This window comes from Pontivivens insulae (genome assembly GCF_900302495.1).
Lineage (GTDB): Bacteria > Pseudomonadota > Alphaproteobacteria > Rhodobacterales > Rhodobacteraceae > Pontivivens > Pontivivens insulae.
Genome location: NZ_OMKW01000001.1, coordinates 719,824 through 734,853, shown reverse-complemented (window position 1 = coordinate 734,853; position 15,030 = coordinate 719,824). Strand labels below are relative to the sequence as shown.

Here is a 15,030-nt window from a genome sequence, read left to right as displayed (position 1 = left end):
GCGTTCCGACGCAGTTCGGCTTAGTGGGAGAAGATATCCTGCTCAGGCCAACCGGCCAGATCAAGCGCCGCGCGCACAGGCAAAAAGTCAAAGGCGGCCTGCGCGATCTCGCGGCGGCCCTCGCGCTCCAAACGCCGGTCAAGCTCTTCGCGCAGACGATGCAGGTAGAGAACGTCAGAAGCCGCATAGGCGATCTGCGCGTCGCTGAGTTCCGCTGCGCCCCAATCACTCGACTGTTGCTGTTTGGAGATATCGACGGCCAACAGCTCATGCAGCAGGTTCTTAAGACCGTGGCGGTCCGTATAGGTCCGCACCAACTTCGACGCGATCTTTGTGCAGTAGACAGGTGCCGTGCGCACACCGAACGTGTGCTCCATCACCGCAATGTCGAAGCGACCGTAGTGAAACAGCTTCAGCACGTCTGGATCGGCGAGCATCCGCGTCAGGTTGGGTGCTTCAGTCTGCCCCTTGGCGATTTGAACCAGATGCGCATTGCCGTCACCGCTGCTCAACTGTACAACACAAAGGCGATCGCGGTGCGGGATCAGACCCATTGTTTCGGAATCAATCGCAACGACAGGACCAAGGTCCAGGTCGTCGGGCAAATCGTTCTGATGAAGATAATTTGTCATCTCATATCCCTCACGTCGCGCGGGGGCGGGAGATGTGGTGCCCAGGAGAGGACTCGAACCTCCACGTCCTTTCGAACACTGGCACCTGAAGCCAGCGCGTCTACCAATTCCGCCACCTGGGCAGGTGTCGTGGAGCGGCGTTTAGACGTCTGGCGCGGGGGTGTCAACGGGACTTTTGCGCGGGACGGCCTTTGTCCACCTTTTGATGAAGATGCCGGGTGGCCGAGGCCCGAATTGCGTCGGTCACAGGCGCCATCACTGTCGCCAATCGGCGGGGCCATTGCCAATGGAGGGGCGTGTCCAGCGGCGCGTCCGGCGCAAGGTCGATCAGTCTGCCGCTCGATAAATGGTCGGACACCAATGGTTCAGGGTTCATTCCCCATGCCAGCCCGCCCAGGGCCGCATCCACGAATGCATTCGTGTCCGGCACGATCGTGACAGGCGGTTCGCGCATGGCCCCCCGCGCCTCAGCCCAGCGATGTTGCAGGCGGTCCTTGCGACTGAAGGTTAGCATCGGGGCAAGCGATAACGCGGCAGGCGTCAGCCCATCCGGAAACCACTGCTTCGCGAATTCCGGGGATGCAGTGGCCCGGTATCGCAGCGCACCCAGAGAGATTGCGTCGCACCCTCGCAGGGGTTTTTCCTGGGCCGTCACAGCAGCCATGACGTCACCACGTGCCAGCAACTCTGCACTATGATCCTGATCGTCAATAATGATCTCAAACCGCCGTCCGCGGACCTGTGACAACCCCTCCATGAACCATGTCGGTAAAGAATCAGCGTTGACGGCGAGCCTCAGCAATGCGGCCTGATCAGCGTCGGGCCTGACCTCCTGATCCAAGGCCTGCTCCAACGCCGCCACTTCCCGAACATGACGATAGAGCGCTCTGCCCTGACTGGTGGCCTGACAGGGGCTGCCCCTGATGATCAACGTGGCGCCAACCCTCTCCTCCAACTGGCGGATCCGTTGAGAGATTGCGGACGGGGTAACGCCCAGCCGTGCAGCGGCAGCATCGAAACTGCCTGTGTCAAGGATTTCAGCGAGGGCACGCAGAGCCTGATAGTCGAGCAAGATTAGAAATCCTAATGCAGTATGCTTTTCTTTAATTTCACTTTATCACCGCCTCATCATATCCAGAAGCCTGTTGAAAGCAGGAGGCTCGACATGGATGCGGCACTCGCAGGTTTTTTCCTCAGCTTCGGGCTGATTCTCGCAATCGGCGCGCAGAACGCCTTCGTGTTGCGGCAGGGTATCCGAGGGGAGTTCGTGCTGCCTGTTGTTCTGACTTGTGCCATCTCGGACGCTCTGTTGATCACTCTGGGGGTCAGTGGATTTGGTGCGATCATGGCGGCGGCACCGTGGGTTGAACCTGCCTTTCGATGGGGCGGCGCGGCCTTCCTTTTATATTATGCATTTCGGGCCGCACGCTCCGCCTGGACTGGGGGAGAGGGGCTTGATCCGGCCAAAGGGCCCGGCGCGGGGCTGCGCGCGACGATTTTGACCTGCCTCGCGCTGACGTGGCTTAACCCCCATGTCTACCTTGATACGGTTATCTTGCTCGGCTCGATCTCCACCCAATATGCGGGCGCTCGGCTTGCATTCGGGGCGGGCGCGGTGACGGCCTCATTCACGTTCTTCTTCATGCTCGGCTTTGGTGCGTCACTTCTCAGACCGCTTTTCGCACGCCCGGCATCCTGGAGGGTTCTGGATGCCATCGTCGCCTTGATCATGGCCACCATCGCGATTTTGCTGATTTCCGGCCATTGAGCTGGTCCACGCGGCGCTCTGCCCCCTTGCCCGCTGCGCGTGGCGGGCCTATTGACGGGGTGGAAAAAGGATTGCGCGCCTGCGGCAGGAGACCAGCCATGACCATGACCCATATGCCCATCGCGACTGTGTTCGGCGGCTCCGGCTTTGTCGGGCGCTACGTGGTCGAAGCGCTGGCGCACGCCGGTTACCGCATTCGCGTCGCTGTTCGCCGCCCGAACGAGGCGCTGTTCACGATGACCTACGGCACGGTCGGTCAGGTGCAGACCGTGCAGGCGAACATTCGCGATGATGCCTCTACGGAAGCCGCGATTGCGGGCGCATCCCTGGTGGTGAACTGCGTTGGCATCCTGTTCCCCGTCGGCAAACAGAAATTCGACGCCGTCCAGAATGAAGGTGCGGCGCGTATCGCCCAGATGTCCGCCCGTCATGGGGTGGAACGCCTGGTGCACATCTCCGCCATCGGCGCGGACGCCGACAGCGACAGCGCCTATGCCCGCTCGAAAGGTGAGGGGGAGCAGGCGATCCTTGCAGCCTTCCCCAAGGCTGTGATCCTGCGGCCCTCCATCGTGTTTGGGCCAGAAGATGACTTCTTCAACCAGTTTGGCACCATGGCAGCTCGCTTCCCGGCGCTGCCGGTTGTGGGCGCAGAAACCCGCTTCCAGCCCGTCTATGTCGGCGACGTTGCAGAAGCAGCGCTCGCAGCTGCGCAAGGCAAGGTTGCCAGCGGAACCTACGAGCTGGGTGGGCCAGACATTGAAACCTTCCGTGAGTTGATGGAGCGCATCAAGCGTGTCACGCGCCGCCCGCGCCGTGTTCTGATCAACATTCCGACGCCAATTGCGGCGATGCAGGGATCGCTGCTCGACTTCCTGTCGAAACTGTCGCTGGGCCTCGTCCCCAACTCGCTGCTCACCCGCGATCAGGTGCGCTTGCTCAACCGTGACAACGTGGTCGGTGAGGCGGCAAACGGCTTTGACACGTTCGGTATCGTGCCGCGTGATATGGACTCGATCCTGGATGGCTATATGTGGCCCTATCGGCCCAGCGGTCAGTTTGCAGAGATGATTGAGTCCGCCAAGAACCTGCGTTGATTGGCTAGGTGTAAGCGATCACCAGCAGAACGACGCCCAGCGCGATCCGGTAGATTACATAGGGCGTGTAGCTCACGCTCTCCAGAAACCGCATCATCAGCCGTAAAGCGATCAGCGCGGCGACACAGGCAAAGGCAGCAGCGATTGCGGCATCGCGCCAGACCTGCGCATTGCTGGCCGGGATGTCGAGGCCGATCACAACAGCCGAGGCGATGATCGTCGGGATCGACATGAGCATCGCAAGCCGCGCCGCCTCTTTTCGCTCATACCCCAGAAAGCGCGCGCCCGTGATCGTGATACCGCTGCGCGATGTGCCGGGGATCAGCGCCAGCGCCTGCCAAAGCCCCATGATCAATGCGTGCTTCAGGGTCCATTGCGGTGCTGTCCGCTCCACCGGGCCGCGCTGATCCGCGATGTAGAGCAGGATGCCAAACAGCAGCATGGTCCAGCCAATCACGGTGATGGACCGCATGGCGTCGTTCAGATCCGTAATCGCGAGGATCAGGCCAAGAATGATCACCGGGATCGTCGCCAATACTAACGCCAATGCCAGATGAGCGCCCGGCGCGCGCAGATCGCCCTTGAGAAGCGAAATTCCGCCCCGAGTTGCCACCAGAACATCCGCGCGGAAATAGGCAATGACGGCAAAAAGCGTGCCGACATGGACTGCGACATCAAGTGTCACGCCCTGATCTGCATTTCCCGTCAGCGCGGGCAACAGGATTAGATGTCCGGAAGAGGAAACGGGAAGGAACTCTGTCACGCCCTGGATCAGGGCCAAAATAATCAAGTCCAGCAATGGCATAGGGATGCCGCCCCCTTGGATCGATTCGGATATATGATCAATCTATCCGCAGTGCGCAGCGGCGTGAATCCCCGCAATGGGGCCGGATCGGACCTATTTTTTGCAAAAATTTAAGCCCTAGCGCCAAAAAATCTGCCGCATCGCTAAATTAGGTCAGCACTTATGACTTTATAAGTCCGCGGCAACCGTATAGACGGGCGTGGAAACATGAAAAGCGTTGGCGGTGCACCCGTCGCGGAAGCGCCACATCGCTGCCGCCGTGCGCTGTCTGATTCGTACAGATATACGAGGAAAAGGTTATGGCAAAGGAAACGATGCTCAAATTCACCGACGTTCCGCGTCTTATGCCTGAAAAGCGTACGGCGACGGATCGGACGGAGGATTTCGGGGAGATCTATCGTGAATTTGCCGAGGCGAAGGCCGCAGAGCAGGCGTCGCGATGCTCGCAATGCGGTGTGCCGTTCTGTCAGTCTCACTGCCCACTTCACAACAACATCCCCGATTGGTTGAAGCTGACCGCCGAGGGCCGGTTGCAGGAGGCGTATGAGGTCAGCCAGGCCACAAACACGTTCCCGGAAATCTGCGGCCGCATCTGCCCCCAAGACCGCCTGTGTGAAGGCAACTGCGTCATTGAGCAGTCGGGTCATGGCACCGTCACCATTGGTTCAGTTGAGAAGTATATCACTGATACGGCTTGGGAAAACGGCTGGGTAAAAGCGATCAAGCCTCCCTCGGAACGTGCAGAGAGCGTGGGCATCATCGGCGCCGGGCCCGGTGGGCTTGCCGCGGCGGACATGCTGCGCCGCGCCGGCGTGCAGGTCACCGTCTATGACCGTTATGACCGCGCGGGCGGCCTGATGGTTTACGGCATTCCGGGCTTTAAGCTGGAAAAAGACGTCACCGAGCGGCGCAATCGTCAGCTGGAAGACGGCGGCGTTGAATTTGAGCTGAACTGTAACGTTGGCGAAGACATTTCCTTCAACGAAATCAGAGAGAAGCACGATGCCGTCCTGATCGCGACGGGCGTTTACAAGTCTCGCGATATGGGTGGACCTGGTGCAGGCCTCGACGGGATCGTGCGGGCCATCGACTATCTGACCGCTTCCAACAAGGTGAATTTTGGCGACAGCGTGCCGGAGTTTGAGAGTGGCGAGCTGAATGCCGAAGGGCGTGACGTCGTTGTTATCGGCGGTGGCGACACAACAATGGACTGTGTGCGCACGGCCATCCGTCAAGGCGCCAACAGCGTCAAATGCCTCTACCGTCGCGACCGCGCGAACATGCCCGGTTCTGCCCGCGAGGTTGAGAACGCGATCGAGGAAGGCGTTGAATTCGTGTGGCTTTCCCTGCCGACAGCTTTCCACGGCGAAGGCTCGGTCAGCGGTGTGCAAGTCCAGCAGATGCGCCTTGGCGCACCGGATGCAACGGGCCGACAAGCACCGGAGCCGATTGAGGGTGGCGACTACGTCACAGACGCGGACATGGTGATCAAGGCGCTCGGTTTCGAACCCGAGGATCTGCCGACGCTGTGGGGCGAGCCGGATCTGGAAGTGACCCGTTGGGGCACGATCAAGGCCGATTTCCGCACCCATGCGACCAATATGGACGGCGTCTATGCGGTCGGTGACATCGTGCGCGGCGCGTCGCTGGTCGTCTGGGCGATCCGCGACGGGCGCGAGGCGGCTGAGGCTATTCTGGAGCGGTTCAACACGGCCGCCGCGACCATCGCGGCGGAGTAAAATTCGCAATCAAAGCGGCCGAAATCCGGTGTGCACAAGGCGTACACAACCCGTGCACAAACCGTACACCGCAAAAGCAGACGCGGGAAAGCGCGGCGTTTTTCACACAAGTCAGCCCTGCTGACGCTTGATAGGTAAGGGAAAATTAACAGATGAGCACTGGTCACTGCCTTTGCGGATCCGTCCGCTACACCCTTGCCGAGACACCTTCCAGCTTTGGTGCCTGTCATTGTGAGAAATGTCGCCGCTTCACCGGCGGGATCGAGTTGGGAGTCAATGTGATGCCCGGTGGGATCACGTTCGATGCAGACGAAACGCTGAAGACCTTTAAGTCTTCGGATTGGGCCGAGCGCGGCTTTTGCTCGCATTGCGGGTCGAGCCTGTTCTGGCGGCTGACCGCCCCCGGTCCGATGCAGGGCATGGTGGTGGTGTGCGCAGGTACGCTCGACTCTCTCGACGGGTTGGCATTCGACACGGAAGTCTATGTCGACAACAAGCCCGACAACTACACCTTTGCCGGTGAGCGCAAGCAAATGACTGAGGCGGATGTGCTGGCCATGGTGGGCGCATCGTCATGAGCTGGATTGAAGCCTATCGCGAAGACGGGCGGCTGGAGGGCCGCTGCCTATGTGGTGATGTGCGCATCACCGTAGACGGGACCCATCTGGCCGCCATCGGCGTGTGCCATTGTGGCATGTGCCAGCGCTGGTCCGGCCATACATATGGTACATTCGAGGCGCCACCAGAGAGTGTGACGGTCGAGGGCGACGTACGCAGCTTTGCATCCACCGATTTCGCACACCGGGCTTTCTGCCCGACCTGCGGTTCGCATCTTTGGATGCGCAATGGGGAAGGCGACTATGAGTTGCACCCCGGACTGTTTCCCGACGCGGCGGCGTTTCCGCTCGTCTCCGAAATCTACAAGGACAAGGCCCCGGCCTATGCGCAACTGAGCGGTGACCACCGCAGTGCGACGCAAGCCGAGTACGAGGCCAAGAACCCCCATATCGAAGGAAATACGCCATGACCAAATTCGATGAAGCCTGGGTGGCAGGATATGAAGCAAAGGCCGCGCATCTGGCCGAAAAGGGCATGTATCTGCCTGAAGAAGAGCACGCGAACTGTGGTGTCGGTCTGGTCGTCTCCGTCGACGGTAAGCGGTCGCGCCAGGTCGTGGAGAACGGCATCAATGCGCTGAAGGCGATCTGGCATCGCGGTGCGGTCGATGCAGATGGCAAGACCGGCGATGGTGCGGGCATTCACGTGCAGATCCCGGTGGAGTTCTTCAAGGACCAGATCGCGCGCACGGGGCATGAGCATCGTGGCGAGCTGATTGCCGTTGGGCAGGTGTTTCTGCCCCGCTCTGACTTTGGCGCGCAGGAAACCTGCCGCACCATCGTGGAGACCGAAGTGCTCCGCATGGGGTACACCATCTATGGCTGGCGCCACGTGCCTGTCGAAATCTCGTGCCTTGGGGAAAAGGCGAATGCGACCCGGCCGGAGATTGAGCAGATCCTGATCTCCAACTCCAAGGGTGTGGATGAAGAAGAGTTCGAGCGTGAGCTCTATGTCATCCGCCGTCGGATCGAAAAGGCCGCGGCGAGCGCGCAGGTGCCTCAGCTTTACATCTGTTCGCTGTCCTGCCGTTCGATCATCTACAAGGGCATGATGCTGGCCGAGCAGGTGGCTGTGTTCTATCCCGACCTGATGGATGAGCGCTTCGAGAGCGCGTTCGCGATCTATCACCAGCGATATTCCACCAACACCTTCCCGCAATGGTGGCTGGCGCAGCCCTTCCGCATGCTGGCCCATAATGGCGAGATCAACACGTTGAAGGGCAACCTGAACTGGCTCAAGAGCCACGAGATTCGCATGGCGTCGAGCTATTTCGGGGACCTTGCCGAAGACATCAAACCGATCGTGGCGAATGGTGCATCTGACTCTGCCGCGCTCGACTCGGTCTTTGAGGTGATGGTGCGCGCAGGGCGCAATGCGCCGATGGCCAAAACGATGCTGGTGCCCGAGGCGTGGTCGAAGACCGCGACGAAGATGCCGCAGGAATGGCTCGACATGTATGCCTATTCCAATTCCGTCATGGAGCCGTGGGACGGCCCGGCAGCACTTGCCATGACCGATGGTCGCTGGGTCTGTGCGGGCCTCGACCGCAACGGTCTGCGCCCGATGCGCTATGTCGTAACCGGTGACGGGCTGGTGATTGCGGGCTCGGAAGTCGGCATGGTTCCGACAGATGAGATGAACGTTGTCGAAAAGGGCGCTCTGGGCCCCGGGCAGATGCTGGCCGTCGATATGGAGCGGGGCGTTCTGCTGCATGATGAAGAGCTTAAGGACGAGCTTGCCGCCTCTCAGCCCTTCTCTGAGTGGGTGGGCCGGATCACCGATCTGGCGAGCCTGACCGACACCACCGGTGAGAGTGCCGTGCTGACGGGTGAGGCGCTGCGCAAGCGTCAGATCGCCGCCGGATACGACATCGAAGTGTTGGAAACCGTGCTGCATCCGATGGTGGAAGATGCCAAAGAGGCGCTTGCGTCCATGGGCGATGACACGCCCGCAGCGGTGTTGAGCGAAAAGTACCGGCCGCTGTCGCATTACTTCCGGCAGAACTTCTCTCAGGTCACCAACCCGCCCATCGACAGCTTGCGCGAACACCGGGTCATGAGCCTTAAGACACGGTTCGGCAACCTGAAGAACGTGCTGGACGAGACGGGCGCACAGACCGAGATCCTGACGCTGGAAAGCCCGGTGCTGACAAATGCGCGCTTTGCCAAGATGCGGGAGTATTTCGGCGATGGCGCGGTCGAGATCGACTGTACCTTCAGCGGCGATACCCTGCGCGCCAATCTCGACCGTGTGCGCAGCGAAGCAGAGCAGGCCGTGCGCGCCGGAGCGAACCACATCATCCTGACCGATGAGCATGTCGATGCGGACAAGGTCGCGATGCCGATGATCCTTGCGACTTCGGCTGTCCATTCCTGGCTGACCGGCAAGGGCCTGCGCACGTTCTGCTCTATCAATGTGCGGGCAGCAGAGTGCGTTGACCCGCATTACTTCGCCGTGCTTGTCGGATCAGGTGCGACCACTGTGAATGCCTGGCTTGCCCAGGACAGCGTGGCCGACCGCATTGAGCGGGGTCTGCTCGATGGGCCACTTTCAGTGGCGATGGACCGGTTTGCAGAGGCGATCAATCAGGGCCTTCTGAAGATCATGTCGAAGATGGGTATCTCCGTCATTTCGTCCTATCGCGGTGGTCTGAATTTTGAGGCTGTCGGGCTGAGCCGCGCGATGTGCGCGGAATTCTTCCCCGGTATGCCGAGCCGAATTTCAGGCATCGGCATCAACGGCATCCAGAAGAACGCCAACCGGGTCCATGCCCGCGCCTATGCCAGCGGCACGGACGTTCTGCCGGTCGGCGGGTTCTACAAGTCACGAAAGTCGGGTGAAAGCCACGCCTGGGAAGCACAGCTAATGCATATGATGCAGGCGGCGTGCGACCGTGGTTCCTACAAGATCTGGCAGGAATATTCCGCAGCAATGACGGCGCGTGCGCCGATCCACCTGCGCGATCTGCTGGGCTTCAAGACCGACCGTGCCTCCATCCCGGTGGAGGAGGTGGAAAGCATCACCTCGATCCGTAAGCGCTTTGTCACGCCGGGCATGTCGCTGGGCGCGCTCAGCCCGGAAGCGCACAAAACGCTGAACGTCGCGATGAACCGCATCGGCGCGAAGTCGGATTCGGGGGAAGGCGGTGAAGATCCCAAGCACTTCTTCCCCGAGCCGAACGGTGACAATCCGTCCGCGAAGATCAAGCAGGTCGCCTCGGGCCGCTTCGGTGTGACGGCGGAGTACCTGAACCACTGTCAGGAGCTTGAAATCAAGGTCGCACAGGGTGCCAAGCCCGGCGAAGGCGGGCAGTTGCCCGGCTTCAAGGTGACCGAGATGATCGCCAAGCTGCGCCACTCGACACCGGGGGTCACGCTGATCTCCCCGCCGCCGCACCACGATATCTATTCGATCGAGGATCTGGCGCAGCTGATCTACGACCTCAAGCAGATCAACCCGGATGCGAAGGTCTGTGTGAAGCTGGTCGCGCAAACTGGCGTTGGCACGATTGCCGCCGGTGTGGCGAAGGCGAAGGCGGACGTGATCCTGATCTCCGGCCATAATGGTGGAACCGGGGCCTCTCCGCAGACCTCGATCAAACATGCTGGTCTGCCGTGGGAAATGGGCTTGAGCGAGGCACATCAGGTGCTGTCGCTCAACAACCTGCGCGATCGTGTGACGCTACGCACCGATGGCGGACTGCGGACGGGGCGTGACATTGTGATCGCCGCCATGATGGGCGCCGAGGAATACGGCATCGGCACCGCCGCGTTGATCGCGATGGGCTGCATCATGGTGCGCCAGTGCCAGTCCAACACCTGCCCGGTTGGCGTGTGTACCCAGGATCAGGCGCTGCGCGACAAGTTCACCGGCAATGCGGACAAGGTCGTCAACCTGATCACCTTCTACGCGCAGGAGGTACGCGAAGTGCTGGCCAGCATCGGTGCACGGTCGCTGGATGAAGTGATCGGACGCGCGGATATGCTGACGCAGGTCAGCCGTGGGTCGGCCCATCTCGATGATCTGGACCTCAACCCGATGCTGATCGCGGTGGATGATGAACGCACCGCCATCTATGACCGGGACCGTCCGCGTCAGGCCGTGCCCGATACGCTCGACGCGAAAATCGTGCGGGACGCGCAGCCCTTCTTCAAGGATGGCGAGAAAATGCAGCTGAGCTATGCGATCCAGAATACGGATCGCACAGTAGGCACGCGCGTTTCATCCCATATCGTGCGCCGATTTGGCATGCGTAATGAGCTGCAGACAGGCCATCTGACGGTCAAGCTGGAAGGCTCTGCTGGTCAATCCCTTGGGGCCTTCGCGGCACCGGGTCTGAAACTGGAAGTGTCCGGTGACGCCAATGACTATGTCGGCAAGGGCCTGTCCGGAGCCCAGATCGTGGTGAAACCTGTTCTGGGCTCGCCGCTGGATGCATCCGAGAACACCATCATCGGCAACACGGTGCTCTACGGCGCAACCGACGGCACGCTCTTTGCCGCGGGTCGCGCGGGTGAGCGTTTCTGCGTGCGGAACTCCGGCGCGAAAGTGGTGATTGAGGGCTGTGGATCGAACGGGTGTGAATACATGACCGGCGGTGTTGCCGTCATCCTTGGCAAGGTTGGCGACAATTTCGGCGCGGGCATGACCGGCGGAATGGCCTTCGTCTATGATGCGGCGGGTGATTTCGACGCGCGCATGAATGGCGAAAGCATCATCAGCGTCGATGTCGACAGCGCTCATTGGGAAGGTGTACTGCGCGGCTTGATCGAACAGCATTTTGCCGAAACCGGATCCCGCAAGGCAGAGCAATTGCTGCGCGACTGGGCGCTTGAACTGCCGAAGTTCCGGCAGATCTGCCCGAAAGAAATGCTGGAGCGGCTGGCCGCTCCACTCAGCGATACCGAAGCCGCAGCTCAGGCGTGATGCTTCGGATTGGTTGAAATACCCCGCCGAAGGCGCTCTATGCTGAGGGCAGGTGCCTCCGGCGGGGATATTTTGACCAAGAAGAAATTCAGACCTTTGCGATGGCTGTTCCGCTGGTGGGTGCGGATCGTATTTCTATGCACCGTAGCCGGTTTCCTGTTGGTCGGTGCCGGACGCTGGGCCATCCCACCAATCACGCATACGCAATGGGCAGAGCAGCAGCGGCTGGGCGGGATTGCGCGCACATGGCTTCCACTCGACAAAACCGGCGAAATGGCCGCAGCGGTGATTGCCGCCGAGGATGTCGAATTCTGCAATCATGCAGGCTTTGACATCGACGCGATCCGGGATGCGCTTGGTGATGGGCGGCGGCGCGGGGCGTCAACGCTGTCTCAGCAGGTCGCAAAGAACGTGTATCTGTGGCAGGATGCAAGCTGGCTGCGCAAAGGGCTGGAGGCCGCAATTACCGCAGTGATTGAACTCACTTGGCCGAAATCGAGGATCATCGAAGTCTATCTGAACGTGGCCGAGACCGGCACGGGCGTCTTCGGGGCCGAGGCGGCCGCACAGCATTGGTTCGGGGTGCGGGCACGTGATCTGAGCGCGCAGCAAGCAGCCTATATCGCAGCAATCCTGCCCAATCCGCGGGGACGCTCTGCCAATCCGCAGAGCAATTTCATCGCAGAGCGCGGCCGTGCAATTTACGGCGGCATGCGTATCATTGCTCGCGATGGGCGGCTTGACTGCCTGACCGAGGGTTGAAGCGCGGCCCGTCTGCTTCCATACACAAGATCAGTGATTTGTCTTGAAAGTGTTTCGGAATGCGGCGTCTGCATCATCTTCCCCTCTCCCCCTTCTCTCGCAAGGTTCGGCTTGTCCTGGCTGAAAAGAAGATCGAGGTGGAACTGATCGAGGAGAAGCCGTGGGAAAAGCGGATGGAGTTTCTGCTGCTCAATCCCGCAGCCCAGGTGCCCGTTCTGCAGATTGACGGTTTGACGCTGAGTGACAGTGTGGCGATCTGCGAATATCTCGACGAGGTCTATCCCGACATTGCACTGATGCCCCGAACGCCAGAGGCGCGGGCCGAGGTGCGCAGGCTGGTGCACTGGTTTGATGACAAGTTTCACCGCGAGGTGACGGAAAACCTGCTCTATGAACGGGTGACCAAGAAGATCAAGAAGACCGGCTATCCTGATGGCAGTCGCATTCGTGAGGGCACGAATGCGATCAAATATCACCTCGACTATCTCGACTGGCTTTTGGACAAGCGAAAGTGGCTGGCCGGCGATGAGATGACGTTGGCCGATTTCGCGGCGGCGGCCCATCTAAGTTGTCTCGACTATATCGATGATGTGGACTGGACCCGATCAGAACATGTGAAGGACTGGTACGCACGTATCAAGTCGCGCCCGGCCTTCCGGGGCATTCTGGCGGACGCGTTGCCGGGCATGCGGCCCCCGCCCCATTACGCGGATCTCGATTTTTGATCGGACGGGCCGAGGTTGAGGCAGAGGCCAAGGCGCTCGGCTTCGCGGCGATGGGCGTGTGCACGCCCGATGCGATCCCGCAGGCGATGGGGCGGTTACAGGACTTCCTCGACAAGGATTACCACGGCACGATGAATTGGATGGCGGATCGGGCGCACTGGCGGGGCGATCCGACGGCACTTTGGCCGGACGCGCGATCTGTCATCATGCTGGCAGAGCCTTATACACCCGATGTCGATCCGCTAACCCTGCTGGATGCGCGCGATCGCGGGGCGATCAGCGTCTATGCCCGCAACAAGGATTACCATGATCTGGTCAAGAAGCGGCTCAAACGGCTGGGCCGCTGGATGATCGACCAGGCCGGTGGTGAGATCAAAGTTTTCGTGGATACCGCACCGGTCATGGAAAAGCCGCTGGGGGCGGCGGCGGGATTGGGCTGGCAGGGCAAGCACACAAATCTGTTGAGCCGCGAGTTGGGCAACTGGTTCTTTCTGGGTGCAATCTTTACGACCCTCAATCTTGACCCGGATGCGCCGGGGGTTGAGCGGTGTGGATCGTGCACCGCCTGTCTGGACGCCTGTCCGACCAATGCCTTCCCGGCCCCGTTTCAACTCGATGCGCGGCGCTGCATCTCCTATCTGACGATCGAGCATAAAGGGCCGGTTCCGCTCGACTTGCGGGAGAAGATGGGCAACCGGATCTATGGGTGCGATGACTGCCTTGCCGTCTGTCCCTGGAACAAGTTCGCGCAAGAGGCCCGGGATGCTGGCTATTGGGCACGGGTGGAGCTGAAGGCCCCGAAGCTTGCCGAGTTGGCGCAACTCGACGATGGGACGTTCCGAGAAATCTTTGCAGGCTCACCCATCAAGCGCATCGGTCGAGGGCGCTTTGTGCGCAACGTCCTCTATGCAATCGGCAATTCGGAGGATGCGACCCTGTCAAAGGTTGCTGCAACGTTGTGCCGTGATGATGATGTGGTGGTGGCCGACGCGGCCAGATGGGCCGTGGAGCGGCTGGCTGGAGGCGCAACGGGTTCGCACGCACAGGAAGAGAGCAAATGAAGGTTCTGTTGTCGATTGGCCATGGCTTTTCTGCCCGCGCATTGGTGCCCTTGCTGGACGGATTCCGCATCATCGGCACGACCCGGTCCGAGGAAAAAGCGGTAGCCCTGCGTGCGGAAGGGATCGAGGCGGTGGTCTGGCCCGGAACCGACCTCGCACCCCTGATCGGGGAGGCGACACATATCCTGACTTCCGTCGCGCCAGGGGTTGAAGGGGATCCGGTTCTGGCGGCTTACGAGGCGGCTTTGCGCGCGGCCCCGGCGGAATGGGTCGGGTATCTGTCGACGACGGGGGTCTATGGGGATCGCGGCGGCGATTGGGTTGATGAAGGCTCAGCCCTCCTGCCCGCGACGAAGCGTGGCAAGGCGCGGGTCACCGCAGAGGCAGGGTGGACAGCGTTGGGACTGCCGCTGCACATCTTTCGTCTGGCCGGGATTTATGGACCTGGGCGCGGCCCGTTTGCAAAGGTGCGCAAAGGCACCGCCCGCCGGATCATTAAGGAGGGCCAGGTCTTCTCCCGCACTCATGTTGAGGATATCGCGCAGGTGGTCGCGGCAAGCATTGCGCGACCTGCACCCGGCACGGCTTATAATGTCTGCGACGATGATCCCGCTCCACCCCAAGACGTGATCGCCTATGCGGCTGAGTTGCTGGGTGTACCGGTTCCCCCCGCAATTCCGATCGAGGAGGCGGAAATGACCCCAATGGCGCGCAGCTTTTATGCGGAGAGCAAGAAGGTGCGTAACGACCGGATCAAGGATGAGTTGGGGGTGGTGTTGAAGTACCCGGATTACCGGGTGGGGTTGCGGGCGTTGTTGGAGGGGGAGGGGTAAGTCTAAGAAATTAGTATCATATCAGTACCAATTAGCCTTATCGTTTCAGCACACTGATACTTTATGG

At 60.6% G+C, this 15,030-nt stretch carries 13 protein-coding genes and 1 tRNA gene; 10 read left to right on the top strand and 4 right to left on the bottom strand.

All coding sequences use genetic code 11. The features are described from left to right. Positions 1 to 20 precede the first annotated feature (20 nt). The 3 genes from POI8812_RS03340 to POI8812_RS03330 all read right to left on the bottom strand — a co-directional run bounded on the left by POI8812_RS03340 (position 21) and on the right by POI8812_RS03330 (position 1,704). The gene (locus POI8812_RS03340) at positions 21 to 632 is read right to left on the bottom strand and encodes a ribonuclease D (RefSeq protein ID WP_108781091.1); all 612 of its coding nucleotides are present in this window, start codon (positions 630 to 632) and stop codon (positions 21 to 23) included. Between the two features lie 35 nt (positions 633 to 667). Beyond that, positions 668 to 754: transfer RNA gene (locus tag POI8812_RS03335), tRNA-Leu, on the bottom strand. 41 nt (positions 755 to 795) lie between these two features. Next, the gene (locus tag POI8812_RS03330; protein ID WP_108781090.1) at positions 796 to 1,704 is read right to left on the bottom strand and encodes a LysR family transcriptional regulator ArgP; all 909 of its coding nucleotides are present in this window, start codon (positions 1,702 to 1,704) and stop codon (positions 796 to 798) included. 93 nt (positions 1,705 to 1,797) lie between these two features. On the opposite strand from POI8812_RS03330, the gene POI8812_RS03325 reads away from it, so the two are divergent. Both POI8812_RS03325 and POI8812_RS03320 read left to right on the top strand, forming a co-directional pair. Next, a complete protein-coding gene (locus POI8812_RS03325) occupies positions 1,798 to 2,400 on the top strand; it encodes a LysE/ArgO family amino acid transporter (protein WP_108781089.1) in 603 nt (200 codons plus the stop codon). A 98-nt stretch (positions 2,401 to 2,498) separates the two neighbouring features. Continuing rightward, entirely contained in the window at positions 2,499 to 3,494 is a 996-nt protein-coding gene (locus tag POI8812_RS03320; RefSeq protein WP_245895234.1) for a complex I NDUFA9 subunit family protein, read from the top strand. A 4-nt stretch (positions 3,495 to 3,498) separates the two neighbouring features. Here POI8812_RS03320 and POI8812_RS03315 read toward each other — a convergent pair whose 3' ends face one another. Next, a complete protein-coding gene (locus POI8812_RS03315) occupies positions 3,499 to 4,299 on the bottom strand; it encodes an undecaprenyl-diphosphate phosphatase (RefSeq protein ID WP_108781088.1) in 801 nt (266 codons plus the stop codon). A 299-nt stretch (positions 4,300 to 4,598) separates the two neighbouring features. Between POI8812_RS03315 and POI8812_RS03310 the strand changes: the two genes are divergently transcribed. The 8 genes from POI8812_RS03310 to POI8812_RS03275 all read left to right on the top strand — a co-directional run bounded on the left by POI8812_RS03310 (position 4,599) and on the right by POI8812_RS03275 (position 14,963). Continuing rightward, complete coding sequence (locus POI8812_RS03310) at positions 4,599 to 6,038, top strand: NAD(P)-dependent oxidoreductase (protein ID WP_108781087.1); 1,440 nt, start codon at positions 4,599 to 4,601, stop codon at positions 6,036 to 6,038. 152 nt (positions 6,039 to 6,190) lie between these two features. Further along, the gene (locus POI8812_RS03305; protein ID WP_108781086.1) at positions 6,191 to 6,616 is read left to right on the top strand and encodes a GFA family protein; all 426 of its coding nucleotides are present in this window, start codon (positions 6,191 to 6,193) and stop codon (positions 6,614 to 6,616) included. Then, positions 6,613 to 7,065 (top strand): GFA family protein, encoded by a 453-nt coding sequence (locus tag POI8812_RS03300; RefSeq protein WP_108781085.1) that lies wholly within the window; start codon positions 6,613 to 6,615, stop codon positions 7,063 to 7,065. Before POI8812_RS03305 ends, POI8812_RS03300 begins: the two co-directional genes overlap by 4 nt. Further along, positions 7,062 to 11,582 carry a glutamate synthase large subunit gene (gene gltB / locus POI8812_RS03295; protein ID WP_108781084.1) on the top strand — a complete coding sequence of 1,507 codons (4,521 nt, stop codon included), beginning with the start codon at positions 7,062 to 7,064 and terminating at the stop codon, positions 11,580 to 11,582. Before POI8812_RS03300 ends, gltB begins: the two co-directional genes overlap by 4 nt. Positions 11,583 to 11,621: 39 nt before the next feature. Then, a complete protein-coding gene (mtgA, locus tag POI8812_RS03290; RefSeq protein ID WP_108781083.1) occupies positions 11,622 to 12,344 on the top strand; it encodes a monofunctional biosynthetic peptidoglycan transglycosylase in 723 nt (240 codons plus the stop codon). A 59-nt stretch (positions 12,345 to 12,403) separates the two neighbouring features. Further along, complete coding sequence (gene fzlA / locus POI8812_RS03285; protein WP_108781082.1) at positions 12,404 to 13,069, top strand: FtsZ-binding protein FzlA; 666 nt, start codon at positions 12,404 to 12,406, stop codon at positions 13,067 to 13,069. Beyond that, positions 13,066 to 14,130 (top strand): tRNA epoxyqueuosine(34) reductase QueG, encoded by a 1,065-nt coding sequence (queG, locus tag POI8812_RS03280; protein WP_281258535.1) that lies wholly within the window; start codon positions 13,066 to 13,068, stop codon positions 14,128 to 14,130. The genes fzlA and queG overlap by 4 nt, the downstream gene beginning before the upstream one ends. After that, complete coding sequence (locus POI8812_RS03275) at positions 14,127 to 14,963, top strand: SDR family oxidoreductase (protein ID WP_108781081.1); 837 nt, start codon at positions 14,127 to 14,129, stop codon at positions 14,961 to 14,963. The genes queG and POI8812_RS03275 overlap by 4 nt, the downstream gene beginning before the upstream one ends. Positions 14,964 to 15,030 lie beyond the last annotated feature (67 nt).

Coding starts and splice junctions, on each gene's coding strand:
- POI8812_RS03315 (WP_108781088.1), bottom strand. CDS start 4,299: ATGCCATTGCTGGACTTGATTATTTTGGCCCTGATCCAGGGCGTGACA.
- POI8812_RS03340 (WP_108781091.1), bottom strand. CDS start 632: ATGACAAATTATCTTCATCAGAACGATTTGCCCGACGACCTGGACCTT.
- gltB (WP_108781084.1), top strand. CDS start 7,062: ATGACCAAATTCGATGAAGCCTGGGTGGCAGGATATGAAGCAAAGGCC.
- POI8812_RS03325 (WP_108781089.1), top strand. CDS start 1,798: ATGGATGCGGCACTCGCAGGTTTTTTCCTCAGCTTCGGGCTGATTCTC.
- POI8812_RS03275 (WP_108781081.1), top strand. CDS start 14,127: ATGAAGGTTCTGTTGTCGATTGGCCATGGCTTTTCTGCCCGCGCATTG.
- POI8812_RS03320 (WP_245895234.1), top strand. CDS start 2,499: ATGACCATGACCCATATGCCCATCGCGACTGTGTTCGGCGGCTCCGGC.
- POI8812_RS03310 (WP_108781087.1), top strand. CDS start 4,599: ATGGCAAAGGAAACGATGCTCAAATTCACCGACGTTCCGCGTCTTATG.
- POI8812_RS03305 (WP_108781086.1), top strand. CDS start 6,191: ATGAGCACTGGTCACTGCCTTTGCGGATCCGTCCGCTACACCCTTGCC.
- POI8812_RS03300 (WP_108781085.1), top strand. CDS start 6,613: ATGAGCTGGATTGAAGCCTATCGCGAAGACGGGCGGCTGGAGGGCCGC.
- fzlA (WP_108781082.1), top strand. CDS start 12,404: ATGCGGCGTCTGCATCATCTTCCCCTCTCCCCCTTCTCTCGCAAGGTT.
- mtgA (WP_108781083.1), top strand. CDS start 11,622: ATGCTGAGGGCAGGTGCCTCCGGCGGGGATATTTTGACCAAGAAGAAA.